The following is a 24,428-nucleotide window of genomic DNA, read 5'->3' on the forward strand; positions in this document are numbered from 1 at the left end:
ACTGACTGTGTGTTAATTTTTATGAATTTGTCAGGAAATCACAACATTAGCCTGTGGAAAACCTGTGGAAAAACCTGAAAAATTTGTGGAAAACCTGTGGAAAAACCCCCCAAGTTATTAACAGGTATAAATACTCTGTGGAAAAGTGGCCAAGTTATCCACAGTTTTTCCACAGGTGGGGAATAAGCTCAAAAGCTCATGGCGCAAGGTGTTGACGATCACTTTCCACAGTTTCCACAGCCCCTACTACTACTAGATCAAAAAATTAAATTAGGCAGGGATCGAAATTTCAGATCTGTCCTACGCGCGAGGCAAATTTTCCAAAACTCGACCGCAAGGGGAGGGATCCAACCGGGGCAGTCGGTGTAGGATCTGCGTGTGCAGCCCTCAAGTGCCCCCCATGGTGCAAGCTCAACGTCCTGTGGATCGAGAACTCGAGGCCGAGTCATTTGCGGCAGTGTTGCGCAGCAGCAAGACTGCAGCTCCTCAGCGTGGGGAGGGATACCTTGACGGGGCCGTGGACTCGTCTCCGGAGGGTTTCAGCTTCACCTGCGAGCAAGCCGATCTCAGCCACCACCTCGCTTCCGTTGGACGGGCTGTGGCCAGCCGCCCCGCCCTGCCCGTTTTAGCCAACGTGTTGGTAGAGGTCGATGCGGAAACTCAACGGGTTGCCCTCACTGCCTTTGACTTGAACTTGTGCATTCGCAGCGAGTTCGAGGCTCAGGTCAAGGGATCCGGTTGCACCACCCTGCCGGCCAAGCTGCTCAGCGACATCGTCAGCCGTCTGCCCAGCGGCCCAGTGACTCTTGACGCGAGCAGCCAAGCCCAGGAGAGTGCCCCTGTGATTCTCATGTCGGCAGCCGGCCAGTACCAAGTGCGCAGCATGTCGGCTGAAGAGTACCCCACCCTACCGGAAATATCGCTCCGCACCGCCGACGCAGATGGCGATTTTGTGGGGGAGGAAAGCCCAACAGCTCAGGCCCTGGAGCTGCCCATCGAGAGCCTGTTGCAAGGGATCGGCCAAACCCTTTTTGCGGCCTCTGGAGATGAGACCAAGCAGGTGCTCACAGGGGTGCATGTCAAGCTCTTGGCGGGGGATCCCCCTTGCCTGGAGTTTGCAGCCACCGATGGGCACCGTCTGGCGATGGTGCAGGTGGAGGCCGAAGGGATCCCGGTTGCTTCGGCCCATGGGGAAATAGGGTTGGATTTCACCATTCCCGCTCGCACTTTGCGAGAGGTGGAGCGCATCCTCGGCACCCAGACCGCGGCCTCTACGGTGGAATTGCGGTTTGACCGATCCCAGGTGCAGTTTGTGCTGCCTCCTCGCGCCAGCAAAACGCAGTGCCAACAGCGGATCACCAGCCGCCTTTTGGAGGGCCAATATCCCGACTACAACCGCCTGATTCCCAGGCAATTTGAGCGGCAGATAACCCTGGAGCGTCGGCCTTTGATTGAGTCGCTGGAACGGGTGGGAGTACTTGCTGCCCAAAGAAACGACATCGTCAAGTTCAATCTTTCTGCCGCAACCCAAACCCTGCGCATCAGCACCGAGGCGCCCGATGTGGGCAGTGGCGAGGAATCGTTGCCGGTGCAAATGTCCGGCCCTGACCTGGAGCTGGCCTTCAATGTGCGTTACCTGCTGGATGCCCTCAGGGTGTTTCATACGCAGCAGGTGAGCCTGGAGCTAAACGGCGCCACGCAGCCGGCCATCTGGAAGCCCCTTGGGGCAATGCGGCTCTGTTATTTGGTTATGCCGGTGCAGCTACGGGCTACCTAGTCTTAGGAGAGCTCCACCCAGCTCTAGTCCAAAACTCTCAAGGTCATCTCAGCTAGAAATCGCAGGAGCCCCGCACTGTACCCGTAGGGTCAGTGCCGGGAGGAATGCGCTTTGATGAAGTACAATGAACTTATGAGCCAAGTCCTGACCATATCCTGTAAGCTCAAGGCGTTCCCGTCACAAGCCGCCAAATTGGACGCGACGATGGATGTCTTTGTGCAGGCATTGAACTGGGTCAACCAGAACACGCCGGAGAAGATCGTCAACGCGGTTAAACTGCAATCCCTTTGCTACTACGAGATTCGAGCTCGGTTCGGCTTGTCCAGTAACTTGGCTCAACAGGTGTGCAGACGGGTGGCGGGCGCTCGCAAAGTGGCGAGACAGCGCAACCGTCCGGTTAAAGAGTTCAAGCGTAGGTTCGTTACCTACGACGCACGTATCTTCTCATTTCGCGAGAAAGACTGGACGGTGTCGCTGACCACGGTGGAAGGGAGAGAACGCTTTGAGCTAGCCATTGGTAACTACCAGAGGGGAATGCTGGCTGGCTCTAACCCCAAATCGGCCACCCTAGTCCAGCGGAAGGATGGCTCCTACTACATCCAGATTTGCGTAGAGAAAAAACCACCCAGGCAACAAGATACCGACAAGGTGATCGGGGTGGACTTGGGAAGGACAGATATTGCCCATACGTCAGAGGGGGACAACTGGAATGGACAGCAGTTGAACAGAGTCCGCGACCACTACTCCCGGTTGAGGGCGGCACTCCAACGCAAAGCCAGTAAGGGCACACGCAGTTCGCGGCGCAGATGCAGAGAACTGTTGCAACGGCTGTCTGGCAAGGAGAGACGCTTTCAGTCGCGTCAGCGTTGCGTAGCAAAAACGTGGGTCAATCATCGCATCTCCAAAGCTATTGTCTCTAGGGCAAAAGCTACCAACAGCGCTATTGCTCTGGAAGACCTGACAGGGATCCGGGAAAGGGTCAATCAACAACCCCGCAGCAAAGCCGAGCGGCGTAGGACCAACAGTTGGGCGTTCTACCAACTACGTCAGTTTCTGGAGTACAAGGCGAGGGTTGCAGGGGTTTCTCTGATTCTTGTTCCGCCTGCTTACACGTCGCAGACCTGCCACCGGTGTTTGCACATCCATCCCGACCCTGCGCAATCCTACCGCAGTGGCAAGTCGTTCAAGTGTGGGCACTGTGGATGGGAAGGGGATGCGGATTTGAATGGTGCGAATGTGATTGCGCTCTTGGGGGCTGTCGTAAACCAGCCTAGAGGTCCGGGCTTGTTTTGTTCTCTGGTAGAGCAGAACAGGCTCAGGGCTACTGAAAGCCCGCTCCGTACCGCTTAGCGGTCGGAGCCGGGTAGTTTACGGAGTGTCCTAATCTAGCTTGAAATGACCGTGTTTTAGGTGGGGCTACTGTGTTTGAGTCGATCCAGCTCAAACAAAGCGGTGGGTAAACTCCTGCACCAAGTCCACACGTCCTTTGCGCAAAACCGCTCCCACGAGAGCAAGACCATGGCGGCCCAGCACTGTGGCCTCAGAAAGAGGGTAGGGCATGTATGTTAGCTTGCGTCCCTGGCCCAGAGACAATAGCCCCACCATTTTCTGGCGCCGGCCTCGAGGCCGCAAGATCCTGCTAGGAAAGCGTATCCAAGTTAAGTAGAGGGGGCTTCCAAATCGTTGCTGCCAGCTGCAGAGCTGGAATTGCCTTCCAGGGCTGCTTGGGCGTTGCGGCGCAGGCGGTGGGCCTTGAGCCGGCGCAGGGCAGAGGCCGGAAACTTGTGGTCGAATTCCCGATCATCGATCCGGGCCAGCTCCTGGAGATCAGGGGCAACATTCCAAGAGTAGGGCTGAAAATCCGGGATCCGGCTGGGTTGGGCAAAGCGTTGGTTCCAAGGGCAGACCTCCTGGCAGATGTCACAGCCGGCCACCCAGTTGTGCAGGTTCTGGGCAATCTTGGCAGGGATCCGCTCGGCGTGGCTTTCTAGAGTGTGGTAGGCAACGCAGCGGCGGGAATCCACCACCCCTGGGCTGACGATGGCCTGCGTGGGGCAAGCCTCTAGGCAGCGGGTACAGGTGCCGCAGTGAGCGGTGTGGGGCTGGTCAGGGAGCAACGGCAGGGTGGTCAGGATCACTCCCAGAAACACCCAGGAGCCGTACTCGCGGGTGAGCAACAGGCTGTTTTTGCCGATCCAACCCAAGCCCGCCTGCATGGCCCAGGGCTTTTCCGCCACCGGGCCGGTATCGACATAGCATCGACCGCGGTAGTTCGGAAATTGCGCTTGCATCCAGAGGTGGAGCTGCTTCAGCCGCCGCCCCAACACGCGGTGATAATCTCGCCCCCAGGCGTAGCGGGAGATCTTGCCCTTGCCGGGATCCTGGCTGTGGCGGATGGGGGTGTAGTAATTCAAAGCCACACAGATCAACGACTGCACCCCCGGCAGCACCTGCTTTGGATCCATTCGCCTAGGATCCGCCATCCAGGCCATGTCGGCGGCCATGCCCGCAGCCAGCCAAGCTTGCAGGCCCCGCAAGTCGGGGGGATCCTCTGTGCTGGCAATGCCAACTTTGTCAAAGCCCAGCGCCAGCGCCTGTCGTTTCACCTGCTCTGTGATGCTGGCCCGGTCTGCTTCTTCTGGCCACACAGGGACATCCAACGCTACTTTGGCAAGCCCATCACCCGACGATAACGAGCTTCCAGATGCTCTGCCTGCTGGGATCGGCGGAAGGGATCCCAGGTGCTGTGGGCAAACAGATCCTGCCGCAGCTTGGCCACATCCACCGTCGTCACGGCTCCGCCGGACACCACCTGTTTTCCTCGCACCCAAACGCTATGCACTGCCTGGGTGGGCCGACCCAACACCAGCAGCCCAATGGGATCGGTACGGGGCAACAGCGACAGTTGGGTGAGATCGTACAGCACCAGATCCGCTTGCTTGCCCACTTCCAGGGATCCCATCTGATCCCCCAGGCCCAAGCCGATTGCCCCACCTCGGGCTGCCATCTCGATGCTCTCGCGGGGAGAAATCCAGTGGCGGTAGTCGGGATCCGTGATGTTGTGCAGGATGGTGCCGATTTTGATGGCCTCTAGCAAATCCTGCGAATCGTTGCTGGCGGATCCATCGCAGCCAAAGGCCACGTTCACCCCTGCCCGGCGGTATTTCAAGATGGGGGCAATGCCGCTGCCTAGGCGCAGGTTGCTCAAGGGGTTGTGAACAACCGTAGAGCCGGTACGGGCCAGGATTTCAATATCGGCATCGCTGAGCCAGACGCAGTGAGCCAGGGAAGTTCTCTGGTCTAGGTAGCCCAGGCGCTCCAGATGCTCGACTGCGCTGCAGCCGTACTTTTCCTGGGCCAGCATCTGCTGGGCACGGGTTTCCAGCAGGTGAGCGTGGCGGGGTAGGTCATACTTCTGGCTTAACTCCGCACAGCCCTTGAACAGCTCGTCTGAGCACAGTTGGATCCCTGTAGGGGCCACCATCAGGCTGATGCCTTCCTCGGGGCGGTGGTATTTCTGAACTGCCTCTTCCAGGATGGCCAACACCTCCAGGGTGGAGAGGGGATAAGCTGTTGGCTCTCCTTCCCCGCCCGGCAGGCAAGTGGGGAGAGCCTGATCCTGAAGCAGCGGGCCAATGAAAGCGCGGATCCCGGCCTCCCGGTAGGCCCGCACTGCTGCCTCAATGGTGGCCAGTTCCTGGCCAGGGATCAGCACCAGATGATCCACCACTGTTGTGCCGCCCGTCAGCAGGGTCTCCACCGCCGTAGCCAGGGCGCTGAGGTAGACCTTTTCCGGCTCTGGCGGCGAGTACTCGTGCAGTTGCGCCAGCCACAGCTCCAGGGGGTAGGGTGGGATGATCCCTCGTTGCCACATTTCGGAAGAATGGGTGTGGGCATTGACAAAGCCCGGCAGCAAGAGTTGGTTACTGGCATCCAGTTCCAGGCTGTCTGCGCCCGTTGCGGGTAACCCTCTGCCTATGGCAGCAATCCGTTCCCCCTCGATTCGCACATCTGCGGTTTCGTAGCCGGTGGCGGTGGGAATTAACGCATTGCGCAAGATAAAACTCATGCCCGGGATCCAAAAAGGCCGTCTGCTACCTTAGCGTGCTGGAGTTAACCCTGCCAAGGCGGGAGGATCAGAACATTTGCATGCATAACCTAGCCTTTCCCCCAAGGGATACCCAAGCGTAGTGGTTATAGAACTGCCGACATAGAGGTGCCCACACTCTCCATAACGCAGTTTCAACGCCTCTGCACCGCCGACATGGCCCTACAGCTCAGCCTTGACCGGCTATTTCTTTTTCTTGGCGGAGCCTTTTTTGGCCGGCTTGCTCTCGGCAGCAGGGGCCGGTTCTGGGGCAGGTTCTTCAGGAGGAGCGGGTGGAGTCTCTTCCACTTTGGGGGCCTCTGCCGGCTTGAGACCGGCTTGAGCGGCAACCTCAGCAGCAAAATCCACTTCTTCTTTCTCGATCCCCTCTCCCAGGACAAAGCGCACAAACCGCCGCACCCGAATGTTTTCCCCCAGTTTGGCAATGTGCTGCTTGACCAATTCCTCCACCGTGATCGAGGAATCTTTAATGAAGGGTTGATCCAACAGGGATAACTCTTTCAGGCGCTTTTCGATGCGACCTTGCACGATCTTCTCGCGTATGTTCTCTGGCTTATTGGCCAGATCTTCTTTGCCCATTTCAATGGCTTTTTCCCGCTCCACCACTTCAGCAGGGATCTGGTCAACGCTGACGTATTCTACGTTTTGGCAGGCGGCAATCTGCTTGGCGATGTCTTGCACCAGTTTCTTAAAATCTTCGCTGCGGGCCACGAAGTCCGTCTCGCAGTTCACTTCCACCAACACCCCAATTCGATTGCCGAAGTGGATGTAGCTGTCAACTGCCCCCTCTGCCGCGACGCGACTGGCCTTTTTGGCTGCCCCTGCCAACCCTTTCTGTCGCAGCCAGGTGATGGCTTTCTCCATATCGCCACCGGAATCTTCCAGGGCTTTTTTGCAGTCCATCATGCCTGCGCCCGTCTTTTCGCGCAGCTCTTTGACCAGTTTGGCATCAATGCTCATGAGGGCTCCTCGAATGAAAGAACGGGAAGAATGTGGCGGGATATGAGTGAGAATGAGCGGGCTTCGGTAGAATTGTAAACCTAGATTTCAAGAATACACGCCTCTGGATAGGGAACAGGCAGGGAAGTACCCGGATTGCACGGGATCCCTGCCCTCGGTCTAGCCTTCCTCGGCTTCTCCTTCTTCTTCGTCCTCCATATCCTCCAGCATGTCGTCGTCCAGATCCATGGCCCCTTCGTAGTCGTACTCATCCTCTTCAACGGTGTCGAGCTGCCCATGCCGCCCTTCGTAGATGGCATCCGCCAACTTGCCTACAATCAGCTTAATCGCTCGAATGGCATCGTCGTTAGAGGGAATGAAGATATCGCTGAGATCGGGGTCGCAGTTGGTGTCCAGCAGTGAGATGATCGGGATGTTCAGCCTGATACATTCCTGAACGGCGTTGGCCTCCCGCCGCTGATCGACGATGATCACCGCATCGGGGAGCTTGCGCATGGTTTTAATGCCGCCCAAGTACTTTTCCAGCCTGGCCAACTCTCGCCGCAGACGGCTGGCCTCTTGTTTGGGCAGGCGATCCAGAAGACCACTGCTCTCCATCTCCTCAATTTCTTTGAGGCGGTCGATGCGGGTTTTGATGGTGGCCCAGTTGGTGAGCATACCCCCCAACCAGCGCTGGTTGACATAGTAGCTGCCACAGCGACGAGCCTCTTGAGCGATGATCCCGGCAGCTTGCCGTTTGGTGCCCACAAACAGGAAGCGCCAACCCCTGTCAGCAGCATCCCGCACATACTCGTAGGCTTCGTTCAGATAGCGGGCCGTCTGCACCAAATCGATAATGTGGATGCCGTTCCGCTCGGTAAAGATGTAGGGCCGCATTTTCGGGTTCCAGCGGCTGGCCTTGTGGCCGAAGTGAACCCCTGCCTCCAACAGTTGAGGCAAACTGACTACGCTCATGAGTTTTTCCTCTCCTACGGGTTAGCCTCCGCCCGAACGGATCCCAGTTACGGCCTTCCCGCCGGTTACCTGCATAGAGCGCTCTACCCCCATTGGCAAGGAACTCAGGAGCTGTTGCAGCAAACCGCGAAAGGGCTGTAAGGACACCCGGTGGTTCAGGCGTGCGATTTCTTAACGGCTTAACTAAGCTAGCATGTTTTCCACGGGATCCCGCAGCTTGGGGTTAACTCTGGCGGCGATCCAATGCTAAACTGGCTAAGCGCTTCATAGGCTTCTACCTGTAAGTGCGTCGGGGCGTAGCGCAGCTTGGTAGCGCACCACTTTGGGGTAGTGGGGGTCGTGGGTTCAAATCCCGCCGCTCCGATACTGAGTAATCAGGGGAGGGCTTGAGCCGGACAAAGCCCACTATGCCGGAAACTTTGAGGTACTTTGGCTCCGCTGTCAATCCCTTGCCATTGGCTCCGTTGATCGGCAGCCTTAAGAATCAGGTCACAAGCTTGGCCGGACAATATGGGATCCCGGTTTTACGGTGCTGGATCCCGATGCGGAGCCGACCTTGAACAACACGGGGTTTCGACGGATCTGGAGCGCTTAATCACGGCCCAGGATCCAGGCAATAAGGGGGGGATCCCTGTGGTCAAGATAATACCGAACGGCTTGGGTCAGGTCGATTTCCAGGTCGCGGTTTTGGATGTCGGTGATCATCCTGTGCATAAGCTCCAGATGGATGCGGTCGTCTTGGGTGAGCAGAGCATACTTGCCATTGGGGCTGTTGTTGAGGGCGGCCAAGGCCGCTTGGGTGGCGGTAGCCGTTTTGGAAGGAGGCTTAAGGCGGGCATCCCGTAGCAAAAGAAACTGAAGCTCAGGGTGAGCAATCACCAATTGGTTGAAGTTCTTGAGCTGTCCACACATGCTGCCAGCAGCCACTTGGATAAAGGCAATCACCCGCTTTTGGCTGGGGAAATAGAGGTGATCTGGAAGCTTGCGTTTGCCCAGTCTCAGGGCACTCATGGGGACAGGATGGATCCCTTGCAGGGCATTGACGATGGTGCGCAATTTGCCGATATCAGCTGTGCTGTCCATAATCGCCTCTTGGGGATAGGCGGCGCGGAGCTGAGCCTCAGTGGTGCGGAGATAGGGATCCAGCGTCTCAACAAGATCGGCAGATGGGCTGGGATCCCGAAGGGGTGGAGATAGAACGATGGAGGGGCCGTGGGCAGGCAGAAGGGGGATGAGCAGTTGTTTGAGGGTTTGCAGCTCAGTTTCGAGCCGCTGGACACGGGCGGCTAGATTGCTGGCAGTGGGTACAACTTGCACCTGGGGAGGGAGAGGGATCCCGTTGATGTAGTGGCGATAGTAGGCTGAGGCCCGGTTGAGAATGGCCCGGATGGAGGGTTGGCTGAGGATATCGCTGAGGTCATCGGCGGTAAAGAGAGCTTGGAGGTGGATCCCTGAAGGCAGGCGGCTCTGGAGAAGGGCTTGAAGCTGGGGAAGAGAGGGGAGATCTAGGGAGAGGACGGTTTGGGAGAGGCGATCGACGGTAGCCCGGTCAAATTGGGTTTGGAAATGTTGCCAACGATCAGGAAACAAATTAAGGACAAACAGACTGTTGGGAATACGGGTAAAAAGCTCTTTTAGAGCATCGCCAAAGTTGAGAAGGATATCTCGATTTTCCTCTCGGCCCAAAGCTTCCAATTGGTCAAAGACAATAATGAGAGGTCGGTCAAGCAGCGAGAGCCTACCGATGACTTTCATCCCTTCTAGAGCAAAGGTGTTGCGGTCGAGATCTGCACTCCAAGGGGGCAACCCAATCAAGTTGGTTTCTTCAGGATCCAGGTCGGTACCGCTGAGCCAGCGGATGATCTGGTGACGGCGGTTGGGATCCCTGTAGCTGCAGTATTTGATGATGCCCTTGAGAATGTTTTCGGTGGAACCGGTAAGGAAGTTTTGCTCTGCCCACCAGCGCAGAACCAGTTTTTCAATGGCTTGCCATTGCTGACGACGACGCTCGCTGCCTTCTGCTCCCAGGCGATGAAAGAGGTTGAGGGGATCCGCCGTGAGAAGGGAGAGAAGCTCTTCAGTTTTTGAGGTTTGGGGGAAGGTTTTCAAGATTTCCACAAAGCTCTTGGCAATCAAGTAGTCGAGCTGGGTGTGGTGATGGGCATCTACCCGTTCGCGCAGGGATTCCAGGGTGTGGCTGTAGATGTGGTGGTAGATGTTGTCGGGATGGGTGGGCTGAGGGATAAACAGGAGACGGTTGTGGCGCAGGAGGTTTTGGGCCACCCGCATGATCAGGTGGGTCTTGCCGGATCCAGGTTCTCCCAGTAAGACAACCCCTCGGCTCTGGTGGTTGGGATCCCGTTGGATGTCCTGTAGGGTGGCAGTGAGCTGCTGGTACTGAGGCTGATAGATGGTGGTCTCGTCGGGATAATGCTGAAAGGGATTGTCAACTCTGCTGTTGGCGAAAGGATTGGGAACATTCTGGGCTTTGAGCTGAGCGTGGGTGAGGTGGCGATAGAGGTGGTAGGTAAAGAGGGCATCGTAGCTGGCGTCGTGGGCCAGTTTGGAGTTGAAGTAACCGCTCTCCAGTTGGATCCCAAGATGTTTGCTGAGATACTCTAGGCTGTAACCGGCAAGGTTGGGAAAACATTGCTTGGCGGCTGACCAAGTACAGAAGATGGGGTTAGGAAGCCAATCTTGGTTAACTTGGTCAAAGGCTTGTTTAAGGATTTTTAGGTCGTGATCTGCATGGTGGAAAACAAGGGTTTTACCTTGTGTCAAGCGCTGTAGATCCGCAACGATCTGGGTCAGGGGCTTGGGCTGGGGGTGGTGGGGCGAGTATTCTTGGGTGTAGGCGTGGTAGATGAGCTGGCCGCTGCTGTCGATAAGGGCGATTTCTTTGAGGTTGGGGTTGCCCTCGGTGTCGATAACCAAGTAGCTCATGGAGGGGCGGGATCCCGTGATGCTAATGTGCTCAATATCTCAGTGTAATTCTGGGTAGGCGGGTTCACCCGACACCAAGGGAACTAGAGATGAGTGAGCAGTGGTATTTTGCATACTAACCTAGATGCCCAGCAGATGGGACACCGTGCTGTTGATTTCAAGGAAGCTAGGCGTGCTCGTTTGCAGGGATACCGCCTGACGTTCAACAAGCGCGGCAACGATGGAACTGGCAAGGCCAACATTGTCCGGGATCCCTCTGGGGTTGTGTGGGGAGTTGCCTATCTGTGCAGCTCGGACAGGCTGGAGAGGATGGATCGGTATAAAGGAATTCCGGGAGGTCATTACCGTCGCCAGCAGGTTCAGGTTCGAAGCGATGAGGGTGAAGTGATCGAAGCAATGACTTACGTGGCGGGAGATTCATTCATTGATGATTCATTGATCCCAAGCGAGGGATATCTTCAAGGAATCTTGAAGGGGGCACGAGAGCATGGGCTTCCCCCCGACTACATTCATCAAATTGAAGCGATGGGGTTGGGTGGCTGAGAGCACTCTGTCCAAGGGGATTGAGGCTGCTGGCAAACAGGTTCCTGCCCCTGACCTTAAGATGGAGCCTCAAACCAGGTGGGTTGATCCCGAACGGTTTTGGCAGCGTCCAGATCCAAGAGAGTGCGGCCTATCCGATAAAAGTGACGGCACATCCGTTGGCAATCCGAAAGGTCGGCGACTGTTATCTCAATCACCTACAACCATGCCAAACAGGCCACAGTAAAAGGCTGGCCATCGCAATGGTACTCCTCTTGCGTCTACAGATGCGGTGGGGCTAGTGTTGCCAGACTCTCATCTAACTCAGTAACTGTTCTTGCAACACGGAGTTTCTCAATAAAACGATGTAGTCTTGAATCTCTTGCGGAAGCATTTTAATGTCGCTATCCATTTGTCGATGAACAGAGAGAACCTCAACTCCAACCAGTTGATTTTCCTTGTCGAAATCCAAAACAACCCCAGGGGCAATCTCCTCTGAGCTTTGGACTTGAGCTGTTGTCAAACGAATATATCCAGCATCCACATCAGGATCAAACTCGATGAAAGGTCTCATGGCAGCTTTTTCCCCATTGTTCGATCAAAAAAGATAGTCACCACTGTCCAAGGATCCGTTGATTCATCGTAAACAATCTTCAGGAGGCGATTGCCGTACTCCGGAATTCGACCATAGGCTTGCTTGAGCTGAGGATCTTTGGGATCCACTTGTACGTAGTCAGGGCAGCTCAGAACTCTCTCGATCCACTGGCTTGCGATCTCTTGTCGCTGCTGCAGCCGTCTCAACGCATGCTCAGACTCTAACACGAGCTACCCAAATGAGATAAGGAGCCGCTGGCGGGAACTGACAACTCTTTTTTTCCTGCGGTTAAAGAGTAAACCTTGCCATATCATCTTCTCCACCGGATCTCGACCGTCAAACGGGGGGATCCCTGAGCAAGCTAGCTCTGAGATAGGCGCTTCACCTCAGCTCCAGAGAGCAGGCGATGGGCTTCTTGCAACAAAGCCGGGATCCGGTCGCGGTGGGGGCTGTGGATAAGATAAGGTCGCAGGGCTTCGGCATCCACTTTGTCTGCCCGCTGGCCGGGGAGCCAACTGCCGGCATTGCCCAACAGGTTGTAACGGCTCTTGGCATAGTCCACCAAGTCATAGGCCAAGACCAAATTGCGCAGCAGCAGAATGAACGGGATATTCACTTGTCCGGGGGTTTGGTCGTAGCGAGGCAGGCCCTGGTGCCAAGTTTTGGCGTAGTGTTCCCCCACCTGCTCGATCAAAGCTTGCTCTAGGCGGGCCAGGATCGGCGGCAACAGCTCATCAGCCCGATCCAACAGCTCCACCGCCCGCAGGTGCTCATCAAAATCGCTGGGTCGGGCCGCCCCAATGCTGAGGGTGTGAACCTGGGGATGGGACAGACAGAACAGGTCGTTGAAGACCATCGGGCTGAGGGGTTGGCACAACTGCACCAGCTTGGCGGGCGGATCGTAAAGCTTGCCCCCCTTATCCGAGGGACTGATGATGAATACCCCCATATCCTGCTGAGCGGCGGCCTCAATGGCAGGCCAGTTGGTCTGGTTGACAAAATACCAGTGCAGGTTGACGTAATCGAAGCCCCCTGACTGTATGGCTTCCACAATCAACTCCGTTGGCCCATGGGTGGAGAAGCCAACGAAACGCACCCGTCCCTGCCGTACTAGGCGCTGACACACCTCCAGACACCCCCCTGGACGCAGGCTGTGCTCCAAGTCTTCCCAGGTATTCAACCCGTGGATGGCCAGCAGATCCACATAATCGAGGTTCAAGTAGCTCATCGATTGCTCGAACTTGGCCAGGAACTGCTGCGGGTCGGCGCTGGGGCCAATTTTCGTCTGCACAATCAGATCTTGCCGGGGAAAGAGCGGCAAAATGCGGCCCAACTGCATTTCAGAAGTGCCATAGCCGCGGGCAGTTTCGATGTGGTTGATGCCCACCTCCAAGGCCCGGCGAATCGTCGCCTCCAGGTTCTGCTGGCTTGCCGCTGGGATCCCTGACCAAGGAGTATCTTGCCAACTGTGTTGATAGCGCATGCCACCACAGCTCAGCACGGGCATAGACAGCTCGGTACGCCCAAATCTGCGATACTGCATGGTTTTTCCCCTGGACTAAGCCCCATTTTAGGGCGGGCTTTCCATACCCCACCGCCGAAACTTGAACCCTGAGCCGGCCGCATTGTGCAGCAGTCACCGTCAGAAATCAAGAAATCAGATCAGTCTGGAAATGTGAGGGCTGCAGGGGAGCGACTAAGCTAGAGTGTTTTAGGAGTACGGGGCTGACGGGGCTCGAACCCGCAACTTCCGCCGTGACAGGGCGGTGCTCTAACCAATTGAACTACAGCCCCAATCGCTGCGAATATCTATTCTGGATGTGGATGAGGATTGTTGTCAATCATGGTGGTTAGTTTGGCAGCACAGGCCGCAACCCTTGTGGATACTGCTCCCCAAAACGGGATCCCGACGGCGGCAATGCAACAGGTGGCGGATGTGCTCACCCAGGTGGCCCAACACCTGGATCACCTGCAATACACCACCTTGCGCTACCCCGATGGCGGCTGGCTGACGGTGCGGGTGGTCGAGGAGCCTGCTGCTGGCGACTCATCCTCAGAGGGATCCCAGCCGACGACCCATCTGTGGATCCCGGCCTTCGGCCACCTGGAAGATGCCCACACCACGCTGGCAGAGCTTAAGGATCGAGCGCCGGAGCTGGAGACCGCTTCTTTTGGGGTTTTGGAGCTGTTGTTCTTGGCGTTGGGCCTTTCCCGGGCCGATGGTATTGTCTTTTACGACCAAGCTGGGGATCGGCAACAGGGCAAGACCGTGGCCTGCCGAGCTTTGATGGAACAGGTCAATCAATCGCTTCGCAGATGGGCCTCTCCACCCCCTTCAATGGCTTGAGCTCTTGAACTTTTCTCTTTTATGGTTTTGTGGTCATTTCGATTCAAACTAGGACAAAGCGTTGAATGCGGAGGGCCAGAAGGCTTTTCTAAGGACTCCGTCCCGCCGGCGCGATCAGTAGCCCAGACGTCTCATCCTAACCTGAAACAACTATAAAACTATTAAAACTATTAAAGATCTATAAAGTTTAAAGATCGCAACGCAAAATTCCAGATCCGCCAGATCCGCAGTCCGCCCTGCGTCAGCTCAAAATGGCTCCCTGCCGACGGGCAAACTTCCGTAGCTTCTCGTCCATCCGCGCCCCCCGCAGATCTGCTTTGCAAAAGTTGGTAAAGCGCTTGCTCTTTTCTTCTGGGTATCGAGCCAAACGAACCCCACCGCCCATCGACCAGATCACCGAGCTGGCCACCACCAAGGCGATCCCAGCCGCTCCTAACGCATAAACCAAATTGCCCGTGGTCAGGCGGACAAGCAAAAAGGCCAGGATCCCTGAGCCCAGCAGCCCCCCCAAGCCTGTCAGGATCCCTCCCAACGTCTTGGCCGATCCAGACAGTTGGATCAAAACCCGCAGCCAGTAGGGTTGAGGGGTGTTGAAGAGGATGCCGCGCAGATCCGCCCCCTGCAAGTTGGCCCCTGAGAAATCGGCCCCCCGCAGATCGGCCTGGCGCAAATCATAGCCGGCCAAGTTTTGGTTGGCAAAGGACTTGCCCCGTAGATCGGCCCCCGCCATGGAAGGGATCCGCGGTGGGGTAGCCGGCTTGATCCGTCCGCTGCCTGTGATGCTGCTGGCTCGGCCCAGTTGGGTAAAACCGGTGGTGCTCCCCCACTCAGAGGGGATGGATAGCGGGCTGCTGGCTGTCATTCCCCCTGCGGTGGACGGAGGTAGGGGTGTGGGCGAGAAACCGCCTGAGCGGCGCTTGGCCCAGTAGCCGGAGATCACCGATGTGCTGGGATTGGCAGACAGGGGAGAGCTGGGCAACACAATCGGCTGAGAGATCGGGCCGCCTGCCTCTTCCACCGGGATCCCTTGCAGCGCCCGCAAGACCTCGGTGGCGGTGGCAAAGCGCTGATTGATGGCCGGCTGCAACATGCGGTGCAGAATGGCGTCGAATTCCGGGCTGAGCTGCAGGCAATCCGACCAATCCCACTGTCCCGTTTCATGGTTATAAAACTTGGCCGGAGATTCCAACGTCATCAAGTTGATGCAGGTGGCAGCCAAGGCATAGAGATCGCTAGAGGGACCGACCGCCTGGCCGGCTACTTGCTCCGGGGGAGAAAAGCCAAGGGAGCGGATTGCTGTCACTTCTGCCGCCTGCTCCTGGGCTGGCCCCAGTTCCTTTACGGCCCCAAAGTCGATCAGCACCAGCCGCTGATCCTCTTTGCGGCGAATGAGGTTGGCAGGTTTAATGTCTCGGTGAACCGTGTTTTGGCTGTGGACATAGCTGAGGATCAGCAGCACCTCCTGCATCACCTGCCGGGTTTGTTCTTCGGAAAAGGGCCCATTGCGACGCATTTCTTGGGAGAGGGTGGTGCCCTGGATAAATTCCTGCACCAAGTAGAACTTGCCGCCTTCCTGAAAGTGGGCGTAGAGCTTGGGGATCTGCGAATGTTCGCCCAGGCGCTCCAACACTTGGGCCTCGCGATTGAAGAGCTCCTCCGCCAGCTTGGCCAGTTGCGGGGATCCCTCGACCGGGCGCAACTGCTTGATCACCCGCCAAGGTTTGGAGGGCATGTCCTCATCCCGCGCCAAAAAGGTAGAGCCAAATCCCCCCTGGCCGATGCGCTTGAAGGCCCGGTAGCGATTGCGCAGCAGCAAGGGATGGCCACAAGAGGCACAGGTAGAAGCGTCCGCCGGGTTTTCCGGGTGCAAACAGGCAGGGTTAAGGCAGTAGCAGTTGGGCATACCAGTTTGGGGTTACCGGCTGGCGATCCGGACAACCGAGACGGAGCCAAGAAGTCGGCAGGCAAGTTGTGAGAGATACATACAGGTTAGACCAAGAAGAAACAAATCTTGCACAACTGCCTCAGATAGGCTGATCTTAGCGTCTGCCCGCCCTGAGGTTAATCGGACAAATCGCTTAGGTTTTCGGCGGATGGGGTTTGGTGGAACAGAGGAGAACAACAAGGGCTGGACTGCCCTGCAGAGGGAAAACTTAGAATTGATGAATACAGCCATCTTCGCCTGTCATGTTTCCAGCGCTTTCCGGTGCTGCCATTCGGCAAACTTTTCTGGACTTCTACGCTCAGCGGGGCCACCAGGTGTTGCCCAGCGCCTCCTTGGTGCCGGAAGATCCGACGGTGCTGCTGACCATTGCCGGCATGTTGCCCTTTAAGCCCATTTTCCTGGGGCAACGGGATCCGGAGTACCCACGGGTTACAACGGCCCAGAAATGTGTGCGCACCAACGACATCGAGAATGTGGGCCGAACGGCGCGCCACCACACCTTCTTCGAGATGCTGGGCAACTTCAGCTTTGGCGACTACTTCAAAAAGGAGGCCATCGCCTGGGCCTGGGAGCTGGTGACGGAGGTTTTCGGCCTGCCCCCGGAACGGCTGGTGGTGAGCGTCTTTCGCGAAGATGAGGAGGCTTTTGCCCTCTGGCGAGATGAGATAGGGATCCCGGCCCACCGCATCCAGCGCATGGGAGAGGCGGATAATTTCTGGGCTGCCGGCCCCACCGGCCCCTGTGGCCCTTGTTCTGAGATTTACTACGACTTCAAGCCGGAGCTGGGGGATGAGCGGATCGATTTGGAGGATGACTCCCGCTTTCTGGAGATCTACAACCTGGTGTTCATGGAGCTGAACCGGGATAGCGAAGGTCACCTGATGCCGCTGGCCAAGCAAAACATCGACACCGGCCTGGGGTTGGAGCGGTTGGCCCAAGTGTTGCAGGGGGTGCCCAACAACTACGAGACAGACTTGATCTTTCCCATCATTCAGACGGCGGCTGGGATCGCCGGGCTGAACTACTCCAAGGCCAACCCGGAGCAGCAGATCTCTCTGAAGGTGATCGGGGATCACGCGCGGGCAGTGATGCACTTGATTGCCGATGGGGTGCTCCCTTCCAATGTGGATCGGGGCTATGTGCTGCGGCGGCTGATCCGGCGGATGGTGCGCCACGGTCGGTTGCTGGGGATCGGCGAGCCTTTCACCATCCCGGTGATCGAGACCGCGATTCAGTTGGCCGAGGCTGCCTATCCTCAGGTGCGGGAGCGAGAAACCCTGATCAAGACCGAGCTGCAACGGGAGGAGGAGCAATTTCTCAAAACCCTGGAGCGGGGGGAACGGCTACTGCTGGATTTGTTTACTGCCGTCGAATCTTCCCGCCGTGACAGCAGCTCGCCAAAGCAGATCTCCGGCGCCGACGCCTTCAAGCTCTTCGATACCTACGGTTTTCCGCTGGAGCTAACCCAAGAAATTGCCCAGGAACACGGCTTCAGCGTGGATCTGGAGGGCTTTGAGCAAGAGATGGAGAAACAGCGGCAGCGGGCCCGCGCCGCCCACCAAACCATCGACCTCACAGCCCAGGGATCCCTGGACGAGCTGGCGGATTTCCTCAGCCAAACGGAGTTTTTGGGGTACAGCCAATCTTCTGCCCGCGGCGTGGTCGAGGCCCTGCTGGTCGGGGGAAAATCGGTGCCCCAAGTGGAGGCAGGGCAGGCAGTGCAGGTCGTTTTGGATCGCACGCCCTTCTACGCCGAAGCCGGTGGACAAATTGGTGACCGGGGCTACCTTTCTGGGGACGGCCTGCTGGTGCGGATTGAAGATGTGCAAAAGCAAGGGGATCTGTTCGTTCACTTTGGCCGTGTGGAACGCGGGATCCTGCGGGTGGGGGATCCCGTCCAAGCCCAAATCGACCTGGCCTGTCGGCGGCGCGCCCAAGCCCACCACACCGCCACCCACCTGCTGCAGGCAGCCCTGAAAAGAATTGTCGATCCCTCGATTGGTCAGGCGGGATCCCTGGTGGCCTTTGACCGGCTGCGCTTTGATTTCACCCTATCCCGGCCAGTCACCCCTGAGGAGCTGGAACAGATCGAGAACTTGGTGAACACCTGGATCGCCGAGGCCCATGCTGCTCAGGTGGCGATCATGCCCTTGGCCGAGGCCAAAGCCAGAGGTGCTGTGGCCATGTTCGGGGAAAAATACGGCGCCGAGGTGCGGGTAATCGACTTTCCGGGGGTGTCGATGGAGCTGTGCGGTGGCACCCACGTCAACAACACCGCTGAGATTGGCCTGTTCAAGATCATCGCCGAGACTGGAGTGGCTGCTGGGATCCGTCGCATCGAGGCCGTGGCCGGGCCGGCTGTACTGGAATACCTGAACGAGCGGGACAGGGTGGTGCGGGAGCTGAGCGCCCAATTCAAAGCCAAGCCCCAGGAACTGCCGGAGCGGGTTGCTGCCCTACAGGCGGAGCTGAAAGCTGCTCAGAAGGAGCTGGAGGAGGTGCGCAGCCAGTTGGCCTTGGTGCAGGCCGAACGTTTGCTGGCCCAAGCGGTTGCCGTCGGAGATCTCAAGGTGCTGGTGGCCGAACTGGGATCCACCACCCCTGAGGCCCTCAAAACCGCTGCCGAGCATCTGCTCCACAAGCTGGGGGAAGGGGCAGTGGTGCTGGGATCGGTGCCGGAAGCCGGCAAGGTCAGCCTGGTGGCTGCCTTTAGCCCTGCTGTGCAGCAACTTGGCCTGAAGGCGGGATCCTTCATTGGCGAGATTGCCAAACTCACCGGAGGGGGCGGCGGCGGACGGCCCAACTTGGCCCAAGCTGGGGGCAAACAGCCGGAACAATTGCCAAAGGCTTTGCAGGTGGCCCGGGAGCGGTTGCAAGCGGAGCTGATCTCGCGCTAGGGGAGCGAAGCCCTTTTGAGCACCAACAGGCCGTCCATCAGCCACTACAGTCTGTTCAGTTTAGGGTGAGACACTCGGGCTATAGAGAGAAGCCTTCTGGCCGCGTATGGGGTTATGGGTTTAGTGTCCTAGTTTGAATCGAAATGACTATAAATCTTCGGCCAGTGGGGTTTCCGACATGTCTTCCAGGCTCAGTTGCACCTGCCGCTGCAGCGCCTGAATCGCTTGGTATTCCTGCTGGATGCTGGCCTGGTACTGGGCGGCCAGGGCAGTGTTGCCTTCGGAAAAGGCTTGATCCCACAGTTGGGTCCAGTAGCGGTAGCGCTTCTGGCGAATTTCCAGCTCCATGTTGGCAATGGCGGCCCGCACCACCATCTGCGGACGCATCAGGGCTACGCGGGTATTTTCGTCCAACCAGAGCAGATGGCTGAGGCGCTCGTTGAGCTGCTCATCTTGGGCACAGAGGGTGCGCAAAGCCGTCAGCAAAGTCTCTCCCCGGTCTTCCAGCTCCGGCTGTGCCGAGATCAGTTCCAAGATCCGCTGCCACAGCTCCCGGTGGGGGCGAAAACTAAATTGCAGCTCTCGCTCCAGCAAAGTTTGCCGAATTTCGTGGCGATACTCGCCAAAATGCAGAAAGATCTGCAAAAGATGGGACTCAGATTGCAAGAGTTTGGATCCCTTATTGAGGGAAGGTTGCCGGGGTTTGGCCCAGCGGTACTGCCGCACCGCTCGGCGCAGGTCTTCTTCCAAGTCTCGACTGAGGCGACCGTTGCCGCGGCTGAGCAATTCTGCCACTTTGTGCAAATACAAAGAGCGCCATTGTCCACCCAAACCGGCCAGCAGTCGCACAAGGGCTTGACGGGCCTGCTGAAAATCGGTGGCCCGGCTCAGATCCCGACCGGCCAACACCTGTTCAATTCGCCAATCCAGCCACAGGGGAGCTTGCTCGATCAGGGTTTGCAGTTCAGAAACCGCTCGCGTCGGCGGGGCCGAGCTCTTGTACTCCCGCAAAAACTCGTCGGCATCTTTGCCCTCAGGAAGGGTGAGAATGCGCAGCTCAATTTCTCCGCGCCGCGCTTGTTCTTCAACGGCTTCAATGGCTCGGTTGGCGGCGTTCAAACCGGCCCGATCCGCATCAAAATTGAGGATCAGCCGCTTCGACTGGGTGTAGCGCAGCAGGGTCTTCACCTGGTGGGGTGTCAAAGCGGTGCCCATAGCGGCTACGGCATAGGCAACCCCCGCCTGATGCAGGGCGATGACATCGAAATAGCCTTCCACCACCAAGACTTGATCGGCTTTGGCAATGGCATCGCGGGCAAAGTTGAGGCCATAGACCACCTGGCTTTTGTTGAAGAGCTCTGTTTCTGGAGAGTTGAGGTACTTGGGCTGTCCTGACTCCCCCAAGGCTCTGCCGGCAAACCCGATCACCCGCCCCTGCACATCGAAAATGGGCAGCATGATCCGGTTGCGAAAGCGGTCGTAGTGGCCGGATCCCTGCTGGCGGGGAACCAGCAATCCAGCCTCTTCTAAAAGTTTGACCGGTTGGCGCTTGTGGTTGACCAAGTATTCGTAGAGAGATTGCCAGCCGGGGGGAGCAAAGCCAATTTGAAATTTTTGCAAGGTTTCCTCGCTCAGGTGGCGGCTGTGCAGGTACTGGCGGGCGGCGGATCCTAGCTGGGAGCGGAGGGCATGCCGATAAAAATCGGCAGCCATGGCCAAAATCTCCAGCAGCTTTTCCCGGTGGGAGAGCTCCCGCTCATCAAGGGATCCCAAGGGCTGCGCCTCGGGATTGCGGGTGGGCAGAGGGATGTGGTATCGCCGCGCCAAGTGGCGCACGGCCTCAGCAAAGGAGAGATGCTCGGTCTGCATGACAAAGCGCAGCACATCTCCCCCTGCCCCGCAGGAGAAGCACTTGTAGATCTGCTTGCTGGGGCTGACCTGAAAACTGGGTTTGTGGTCGTTGTGGAAAGGGCAAAGCCCAACGAAGTTCTTTCCCTGCTTGCGCAGCACCACTTTTTCGGCCACCACTTCCACGAGGTCGGCCTTTTGGCGCACCAACTGAATGAAATCGGGGGGCAGACCGCTCATGGCTTCGGGGGATCCTGACCTTATGGTAGCCGGGGGAAACTCGACAGGCTGTCTTTTGACCTGGCCCAACGGGCTTGGGACAATAAGCCAGCTTTGTTCGCGTTAGCGGTGCAAAGCACGAAGGCTAGTTTTGGGTCAATCTCTGAGATGAAAATGCGAATGATCAACCTTTTTATAGGGCTTTTGTTGGCAGTCTCTGCCCTCTTTTTGAGCCCGCAAGCGGCTTCTGCCGAGCCGGATTTGGCCTTGGGAGCTAAGGTCTTTCAGGCCAAATGCGTGGGCTGTCACTTGAACGGGCGCAACACTTTGGTGGCAGCGAAAAACCTTTCTCTGGCAGCTCTTCATGAGTACCACGTGGATACCCCTGAGCTGATCCAGGCCCAGGTGAGAAACGGCAAAGGAGCCATGCCGGCTTTTGCCAAGATCCTCAAGCCGGAGGAGATCGAGGCAGTGGCGGCCTATGTCTTGGATCGCGCTGAGCACAACTGGAGTAAAGGCTAGTGGCCAAAGAGAAGACTCAAGATCCAGCCTTGCTGCAGGAAAGCCCGGCGGAGCGGCTGCCTCACGAGCAGGGATGTGAAGGGAAGGGATCCCGCCGCAAAATCCTGTCGGTTGGCGTGGGAGCCCATGGCTTGGTGGCGGTGGGCATTTCCGCCCATGGGGTGGTGGCCATCGGCGTGGTGACTCACGGCATCCTCTCTATCGGCCTGGTGGCTATGGGAGCGCTCTCGTTCGGGCTGGTGTCGATGGGCTTGGCCAGTGCCGGCCTGGTGTCGATGGGCCTCTCCAGTTGGGGACAGCACAGCATGAGCGTAACGGAATCCCACGGATCCCATCACCACCCCTAGGTTTTGACCAACAAACACTGCATTTTTCTCTTTCTCTACAGGCTTGCAAGGAGCATCTGCAAATGTTCAGTCTGCAAAGTTACTTGACCCTGGCCAAGCAATCTCTGCTGGCCCTGGGAATGAGTTTTTTACCCCTTTCCTCTGCCTGGGCCCATGTTACCGTCCATCCCAAAGAGGCCCCGGCGGGCAGCTTTGCCAAGCTCACCTTTCGGGTGCCCCATGGCTGCGATGGATCCCCGACCGTGCGCCTGCGGGTGCAGATCCCGGAGGGATTCGTCTCTGTGAAGCCGATGGTGCATCCCCTGTGGAAAATCGAGACGGTCAAAAAGCCGCTGGAGACCCCCTATGAGTCGCATGGGAAGATGATTACCGAAACGGTTGCCGAGGTGATCTGGAGCGGCGGCTCGCTGCCCGATGAGTTCATGGATGAGTTCAGCATCAGCCTCAAGCTGCCGAATCGCCCCGGTGAGGTCATCCCCATCCCAGTGATTCAGGAGTGCGAGCAGGGCATGTACCGCTGGATTCAGGTGGCTCAGCCTGGCGAGGATCCCAACAGTTTGCCGGAGCCGGCTCCGCTGCTGAAGCTGACAGGTGGAGACAGTGGACATGGGCACGGCCACGGGCATGGACATGGGCATGGTCACGGTACCCGCTAAGCGGTCTGCTTAGGAGCATGTTTCATCCCAAAAGGGGTTTTGCTTGGATTTGGTCTGGGATCCTCTGCCTCTTGCTGTGGGTGGCCGGGATCCCGCCCGCTTTTGCCCATGCCAGCTTGCTCTCCACCTTCCCGGAGGATGGGGCAGTGTTGCAGGAAGCTCCGGCCCAGGTGCGGCTGGTCTTCAATGAGCCGGTGCGGATCACGCAACTCCAGGTTTTGGGTAGCAGCGGACGGGCGCTAGCTTTGGAAAACGTGGTGAGCACCGGCAACGCGCCGCAGGGGGATCTGCCCCAGGAGATCCCAGAGGGGGTTTACATTGTCAGCTGGCGGGCCATTTCTGCCGATTCTCATCCGGTAAGCGGTTCGTTTGTTTTCCTGGTGGGAGCGGATCCGGAGCGAGTTCAGACGGTGAGGGCGACCCAGCTTCAAGGAAGGGATCCCTTGTACTGGCCGCTGGTGGGGGTACGCTGGGGGATCTACTTGGGCAGCCTCTTTGTGGTGGGGGTGCTGGGCTGGTGGCGACTGTTGCGGGGGCAGCGGAGCAGTTTCGCCGATTCTGATCGCGTCAGCGGGGCGGAGCCCTTATCTTGGGCTTTTGCGACAGCTTGGATCACCCTCAGCTTGACCGCGGTGGCCTTCAGTCTGCATTTGGCCCAGCTCTACCCTTACTTTAATGGGCGAGAGCTGCTGCGTGTGATGCTTTCTCCCTACGGTTGGGGTACAGGGCTGCGGCTGGTGGGGCTAGGGATCCTGATCTGGGCCTGTGAGGGAGGTGCCGTCTGGGCCAGCGGTATGGGGTCGGTGTTGGTGCTCGGCTCCTTTTTGCCCATTGGCCATGCTCTCACCAGTGAGCATCCGATGGGGACAATGGCGCTGCTGGGGCTGCATCTGGCCGGTTCAGCTTTCTGGTTGGGAGGGTTGTGGGGGCTGGAGCGCCTGCTGGGCAAGGAATCTGCTCCCTACCCATCTGTAGGCATCATCCAACGGTTTTCTGACGTGGCCACCTGGGCGGTACCGGGGCTTATCCTGGCGGGGGTGGGGATGGGTGGGATCCACCGCGGCTGGGACTGGGATCATCCGTATGGGCAGTATCTCTGGGCCAAGCTGCTGCTGGTGCTGATGATGGTGGGGCTGGGCGCTCACAACAAGTTTCGGCTGGTGCCGGCATTGCAACAGGGTGGGCAGACGGTGGGCCGGTCGCTGCGCCGGATCGTCCGCCTGGAGTTGGTGGGGCTGATGCTGGTGCTGGCCTTGACCAGCTTCCTGGTGGCCCAGGCTCCTCCCAGTAATGGAAGGCACGGCATGGGATCCCCCCTGGAATCAGGTTGGCAGACCAGTTGTGAAGAGAGCTTGAACTGGCCGGAAGGCAGCCTGCACCTGAAGATTCTGCCCTGTCGTCCTGGGGAAAATCAAATTCGGGCTGAGGTGAAGGGAGTCCCGGCCCAGGAATTGACCCTTGGGTTTTCCCTGCCAGAACAGGGGATCCCCCCTCTACGCCGCACTGTAGCGCCGGATGGGCCTGGCCAATTTGTGGTGGAAAATGTGCCCCTAGCCCTGGCGGGGGAATGGCAGATCGAGGTGAGACTGCTGATCAGCGATTTTGAAGAGCGGCGAGGTCAGATCGCGGTTTCTCTCTGACTGAATTGTTACAGACATTGAAGATCGCGAAAAGAAAAAGCAGAAAAAGACCCTGGATAGGAGCTGTGGGTTGCTCCGCCCAAGGGCGTCGGCCTGTGGCAGAATCGAGCCAGCTCGTAGTGGCAAAAGGCTGCTCCGCTCAGGCGAC

General features: G+C 57.9%; 19 protein-coding genes and 2 tRNA genes. 10 read left to right on the forward strand and 11 right to left on the reverse strand.

Going from position 1 to position 24,428, the window contains the following annotated elements; genetic code table 11:
- Positions 1 to 400 precede the first annotated feature (400 nt).
- Both dnaN and ACVWZG_RS06835 read left to right on the forward strand, forming a co-directional pair.
- Positions 401 to 1,777 carry a DNA polymerase III subunit beta gene (gene dnaN / locus ACVWZG_RS06830; RefSeq protein ID WP_457394728.1) on the forward strand — a complete coding sequence of 459 codons (1,377 nt, stop codon included), beginning with the start codon at positions 401 to 403 and terminating at the stop codon, positions 1,775 to 1,777.
- A 132-nt stretch (positions 1,778 to 1,909) separates the two neighbouring features.
- On the forward strand, positions 1,910 to 3,127 hold the full coding sequence (locus ACVWZG_RS06835; RefSeq protein WP_457415308.1) for an RNA-guided endonuclease InsQ/TnpB family protein: 1,218 nt from the start codon (positions 1,910 to 1,912) through the stop codon (positions 3,125 to 3,127).
- 308 nt (positions 3,128 to 3,435) lie between these two features.
- Here ACVWZG_RS06835 and queG read toward each other — a convergent pair whose 3' ends face one another.
- From queG to rpsB, 4 genes are all read right to left on the reverse strand, one after another.
- On the reverse strand, positions 3,436 to 4,425 hold the full coding sequence (gene queG, locus ACVWZG_RS06840) for a tRNA epoxyqueuosine(34) reductase QueG (RefSeq protein ID WP_457415311.1): 990 nt from the start codon (positions 4,423 to 4,425) through the stop codon (positions 3,436 to 3,438).
- 14 nt (positions 4,426 to 4,439) lie between these two features.
- On the reverse strand, positions 4,440 to 5,846 hold the full coding sequence (locus tag ACVWZG_RS06845; RefSeq protein WP_457406213.1) for an amidohydrolase: 1,407 nt from the start codon (positions 5,844 to 5,846) through the stop codon (positions 4,440 to 4,442).
- A 222-nt stretch (positions 5,847 to 6,068) separates the two neighbouring features.
- On the reverse strand, positions 6,069 to 6,860 hold the full coding sequence (gene tsf, locus ACVWZG_RS06850) for a translation elongation factor Ts (protein WP_457384367.1): 792 nt from the start codon (positions 6,858 to 6,860) through the stop codon (positions 6,069 to 6,071).
- Positions 6,861 to 7,004: 144 nt separating this feature from the next.
- Entirely contained in the window at positions 7,005 to 7,799 is a 795-nt protein-coding gene (gene rpsB, locus ACVWZG_RS06855) for a 30S ribosomal protein S2 (protein WP_414358039.1), read from the reverse strand.
- A gap of 290 nt (positions 7,800 to 8,089) precedes the next feature.
- Here rpsB and ACVWZG_RS06860 point away from each other — a divergent pair.
- Positions 8,090 to 8,163 (forward strand) — tRNA-Pro (locus ACVWZG_RS06860).
- Positions 8,164 to 8,390: 227 nt separating this feature from the next.
- Here ACVWZG_RS06860 and ACVWZG_RS06865 read toward each other — a convergent pair.
- Positions 8,391 to 10,742, reverse strand: a complete 2,352-nt coding sequence (locus ACVWZG_RS06865) for an AAA family ATPase (RefSeq protein ID WP_457406210.1) — start codon at positions 10,740 to 10,742, stop codon at positions 8,391 to 8,393.
- 93 nt (positions 10,743 to 10,835) lie between these two features.
- Between ACVWZG_RS06865 and ACVWZG_RS06870 the strand changes: the two genes are divergently transcribed.
- Positions 10,836 to 11,285 (forward strand): gamma-glutamylcyclotransferase family protein, encoded by a 450-nt coding sequence (locus ACVWZG_RS06870; RefSeq protein ID WP_457406206.1) that lies wholly within the window; start codon positions 10,836 to 10,838, stop codon positions 11,283 to 11,285.
- A gap of 298 nt (positions 11,286 to 11,583) precedes the next feature.
- Here the strand turns inward: ACVWZG_RS06870 and ACVWZG_RS06875 are convergent, their stop codons facing one another.
- The 4 genes from ACVWZG_RS06875 to ACVWZG_RS06890 all read right to left on the reverse strand — a co-directional run bounded on the left by ACVWZG_RS06875 (position 11,584) and on the right by ACVWZG_RS06890 (position 13,653).
- Positions 11,584 to 11,838 carry a DUF2283 domain-containing protein gene (locus ACVWZG_RS06875; protein WP_011433140.1) on the reverse strand — a complete coding sequence of 85 codons (255 nt, stop codon included), beginning with the start codon at positions 11,836 to 11,838 and terminating at the stop codon, positions 11,584 to 11,586.
- Complete coding sequence (locus ACVWZG_RS06880) at positions 11,835 to 12,086, reverse strand: DUF4258 domain-containing protein (protein ID WP_457394717.1); 252 nt, start codon at positions 12,084 to 12,086, stop codon at positions 11,835 to 11,837. Before ACVWZG_RS06880 ends, ACVWZG_RS06875 begins: the two co-directional genes overlap by 4 nt.
- Before the next feature lie 134 nt (positions 12,087 to 12,220).
- Complete coding sequence (locus ACVWZG_RS06885) at positions 12,221 to 13,402, reverse strand: aldo/keto reductase (protein ID WP_457394714.1); 1,182 nt, start codon at positions 13,400 to 13,402, stop codon at positions 12,221 to 12,223.
- Between the two features lie 177 nt (positions 13,403 to 13,579).
- A tRNA-Asp gene (locus tag ACVWZG_RS06890) sits at positions 13,580 to 13,653 on the reverse strand.
- Positions 13,654 to 13,702: 49 nt separating this feature from the next.
- On the opposite strand from ACVWZG_RS06890, the gene ACVWZG_RS06895 reads away from it, so the two are divergent.
- Positions 13,703 to 14,206, forward strand: a complete 504-nt coding sequence (locus ACVWZG_RS06895) for a hypothetical protein (RefSeq protein ID WP_414328876.1) — start codon at positions 13,703 to 13,705, stop codon at positions 14,204 to 14,206.
- 241 nt (positions 14,207 to 14,447) lie between these two features.
- Here the strand turns inward: ACVWZG_RS06895 and ACVWZG_RS06900 are convergent, their stop codons facing one another.
- Positions 14,448 to 16,109 (reverse strand): protein kinase domain-containing protein, encoded by a 1,662-nt coding sequence (locus ACVWZG_RS06900; protein WP_457406203.1) that lies wholly within the window; start codon positions 16,107 to 16,109, stop codon positions 14,448 to 14,450.
- A gap of 284 nt (positions 16,110 to 16,393) precedes the next feature.
- Here ACVWZG_RS06900 and alaS point away from each other — a divergent pair, with 284 nt between their 5' ends.
- A complete protein-coding gene (gene alaS / locus ACVWZG_RS06905; RefSeq protein WP_457406201.1) occupies positions 16,394 to 19,048 on the forward strand; it encodes an alanine--tRNA ligase in 2,655 nt (884 codons plus the stop codon).
- A 147-nt stretch (positions 19,049 to 19,195) separates the two neighbouring features.
- On the opposite strand, the gene dnaG is transcribed toward alaS, so the two are convergent.
- On the reverse strand, positions 19,196 to 21,136 hold the full coding sequence (dnaG, locus tag ACVWZG_RS06910) for a DNA primase (RefSeq protein WP_457406200.1): 1,941 nt from the start codon (positions 21,134 to 21,136) through the stop codon (positions 19,196 to 19,198).
- 159 nt (positions 21,137 to 21,295) lie between these two features.
- Here dnaG and ACVWZG_RS06915 point away from each other — a divergent pair, with 159 nt between their 5' ends.
- The 4 genes from ACVWZG_RS06915 (at position 21,296) to ACVWZG_RS06930 (ending at position 24,280) form a co-directional block, all read left to right on the forward strand.
- On the forward strand, positions 21,296 to 21,637 hold the full coding sequence (locus ACVWZG_RS06915; protein ID WP_457406198.1) for a c-type cytochrome: 342 nt from the start codon (positions 21,296 to 21,298) through the stop codon (positions 21,635 to 21,637).
- Positions 21,637 to 21,984, forward strand: coding sequence for a hypothetical protein (locus tag ACVWZG_RS06920; protein ID WP_457406196.1), 348 nt, complete (start codon positions 21,637 to 21,639; stop codon positions 21,982 to 21,984). Before ACVWZG_RS06915 ends, ACVWZG_RS06920 begins: the two co-directional genes overlap by 1 nt.
- A 62-nt stretch (positions 21,985 to 22,046) precedes the next feature.
- Complete coding sequence (locus tag ACVWZG_RS06925) at positions 22,047 to 22,640, forward strand: YcnI family protein (protein WP_457406194.1); 594 nt, start codon at positions 22,047 to 22,049, stop codon at positions 22,638 to 22,640.
- A 17-nt stretch (positions 22,641 to 22,657) separates the two neighbouring features.
- A complete protein-coding gene (locus ACVWZG_RS06930; RefSeq protein WP_457406192.1) occupies positions 22,658 to 24,280 on the forward strand; it encodes a copper resistance CopC/CopD family protein in 1,623 nt (540 codons plus the stop codon).
- Positions 24,281 to 24,428: the final 148 nt, after the last annotated feature.

This window comes from Thermostichus sp. OS-CIW-33, from assembly GCF_054059615.1.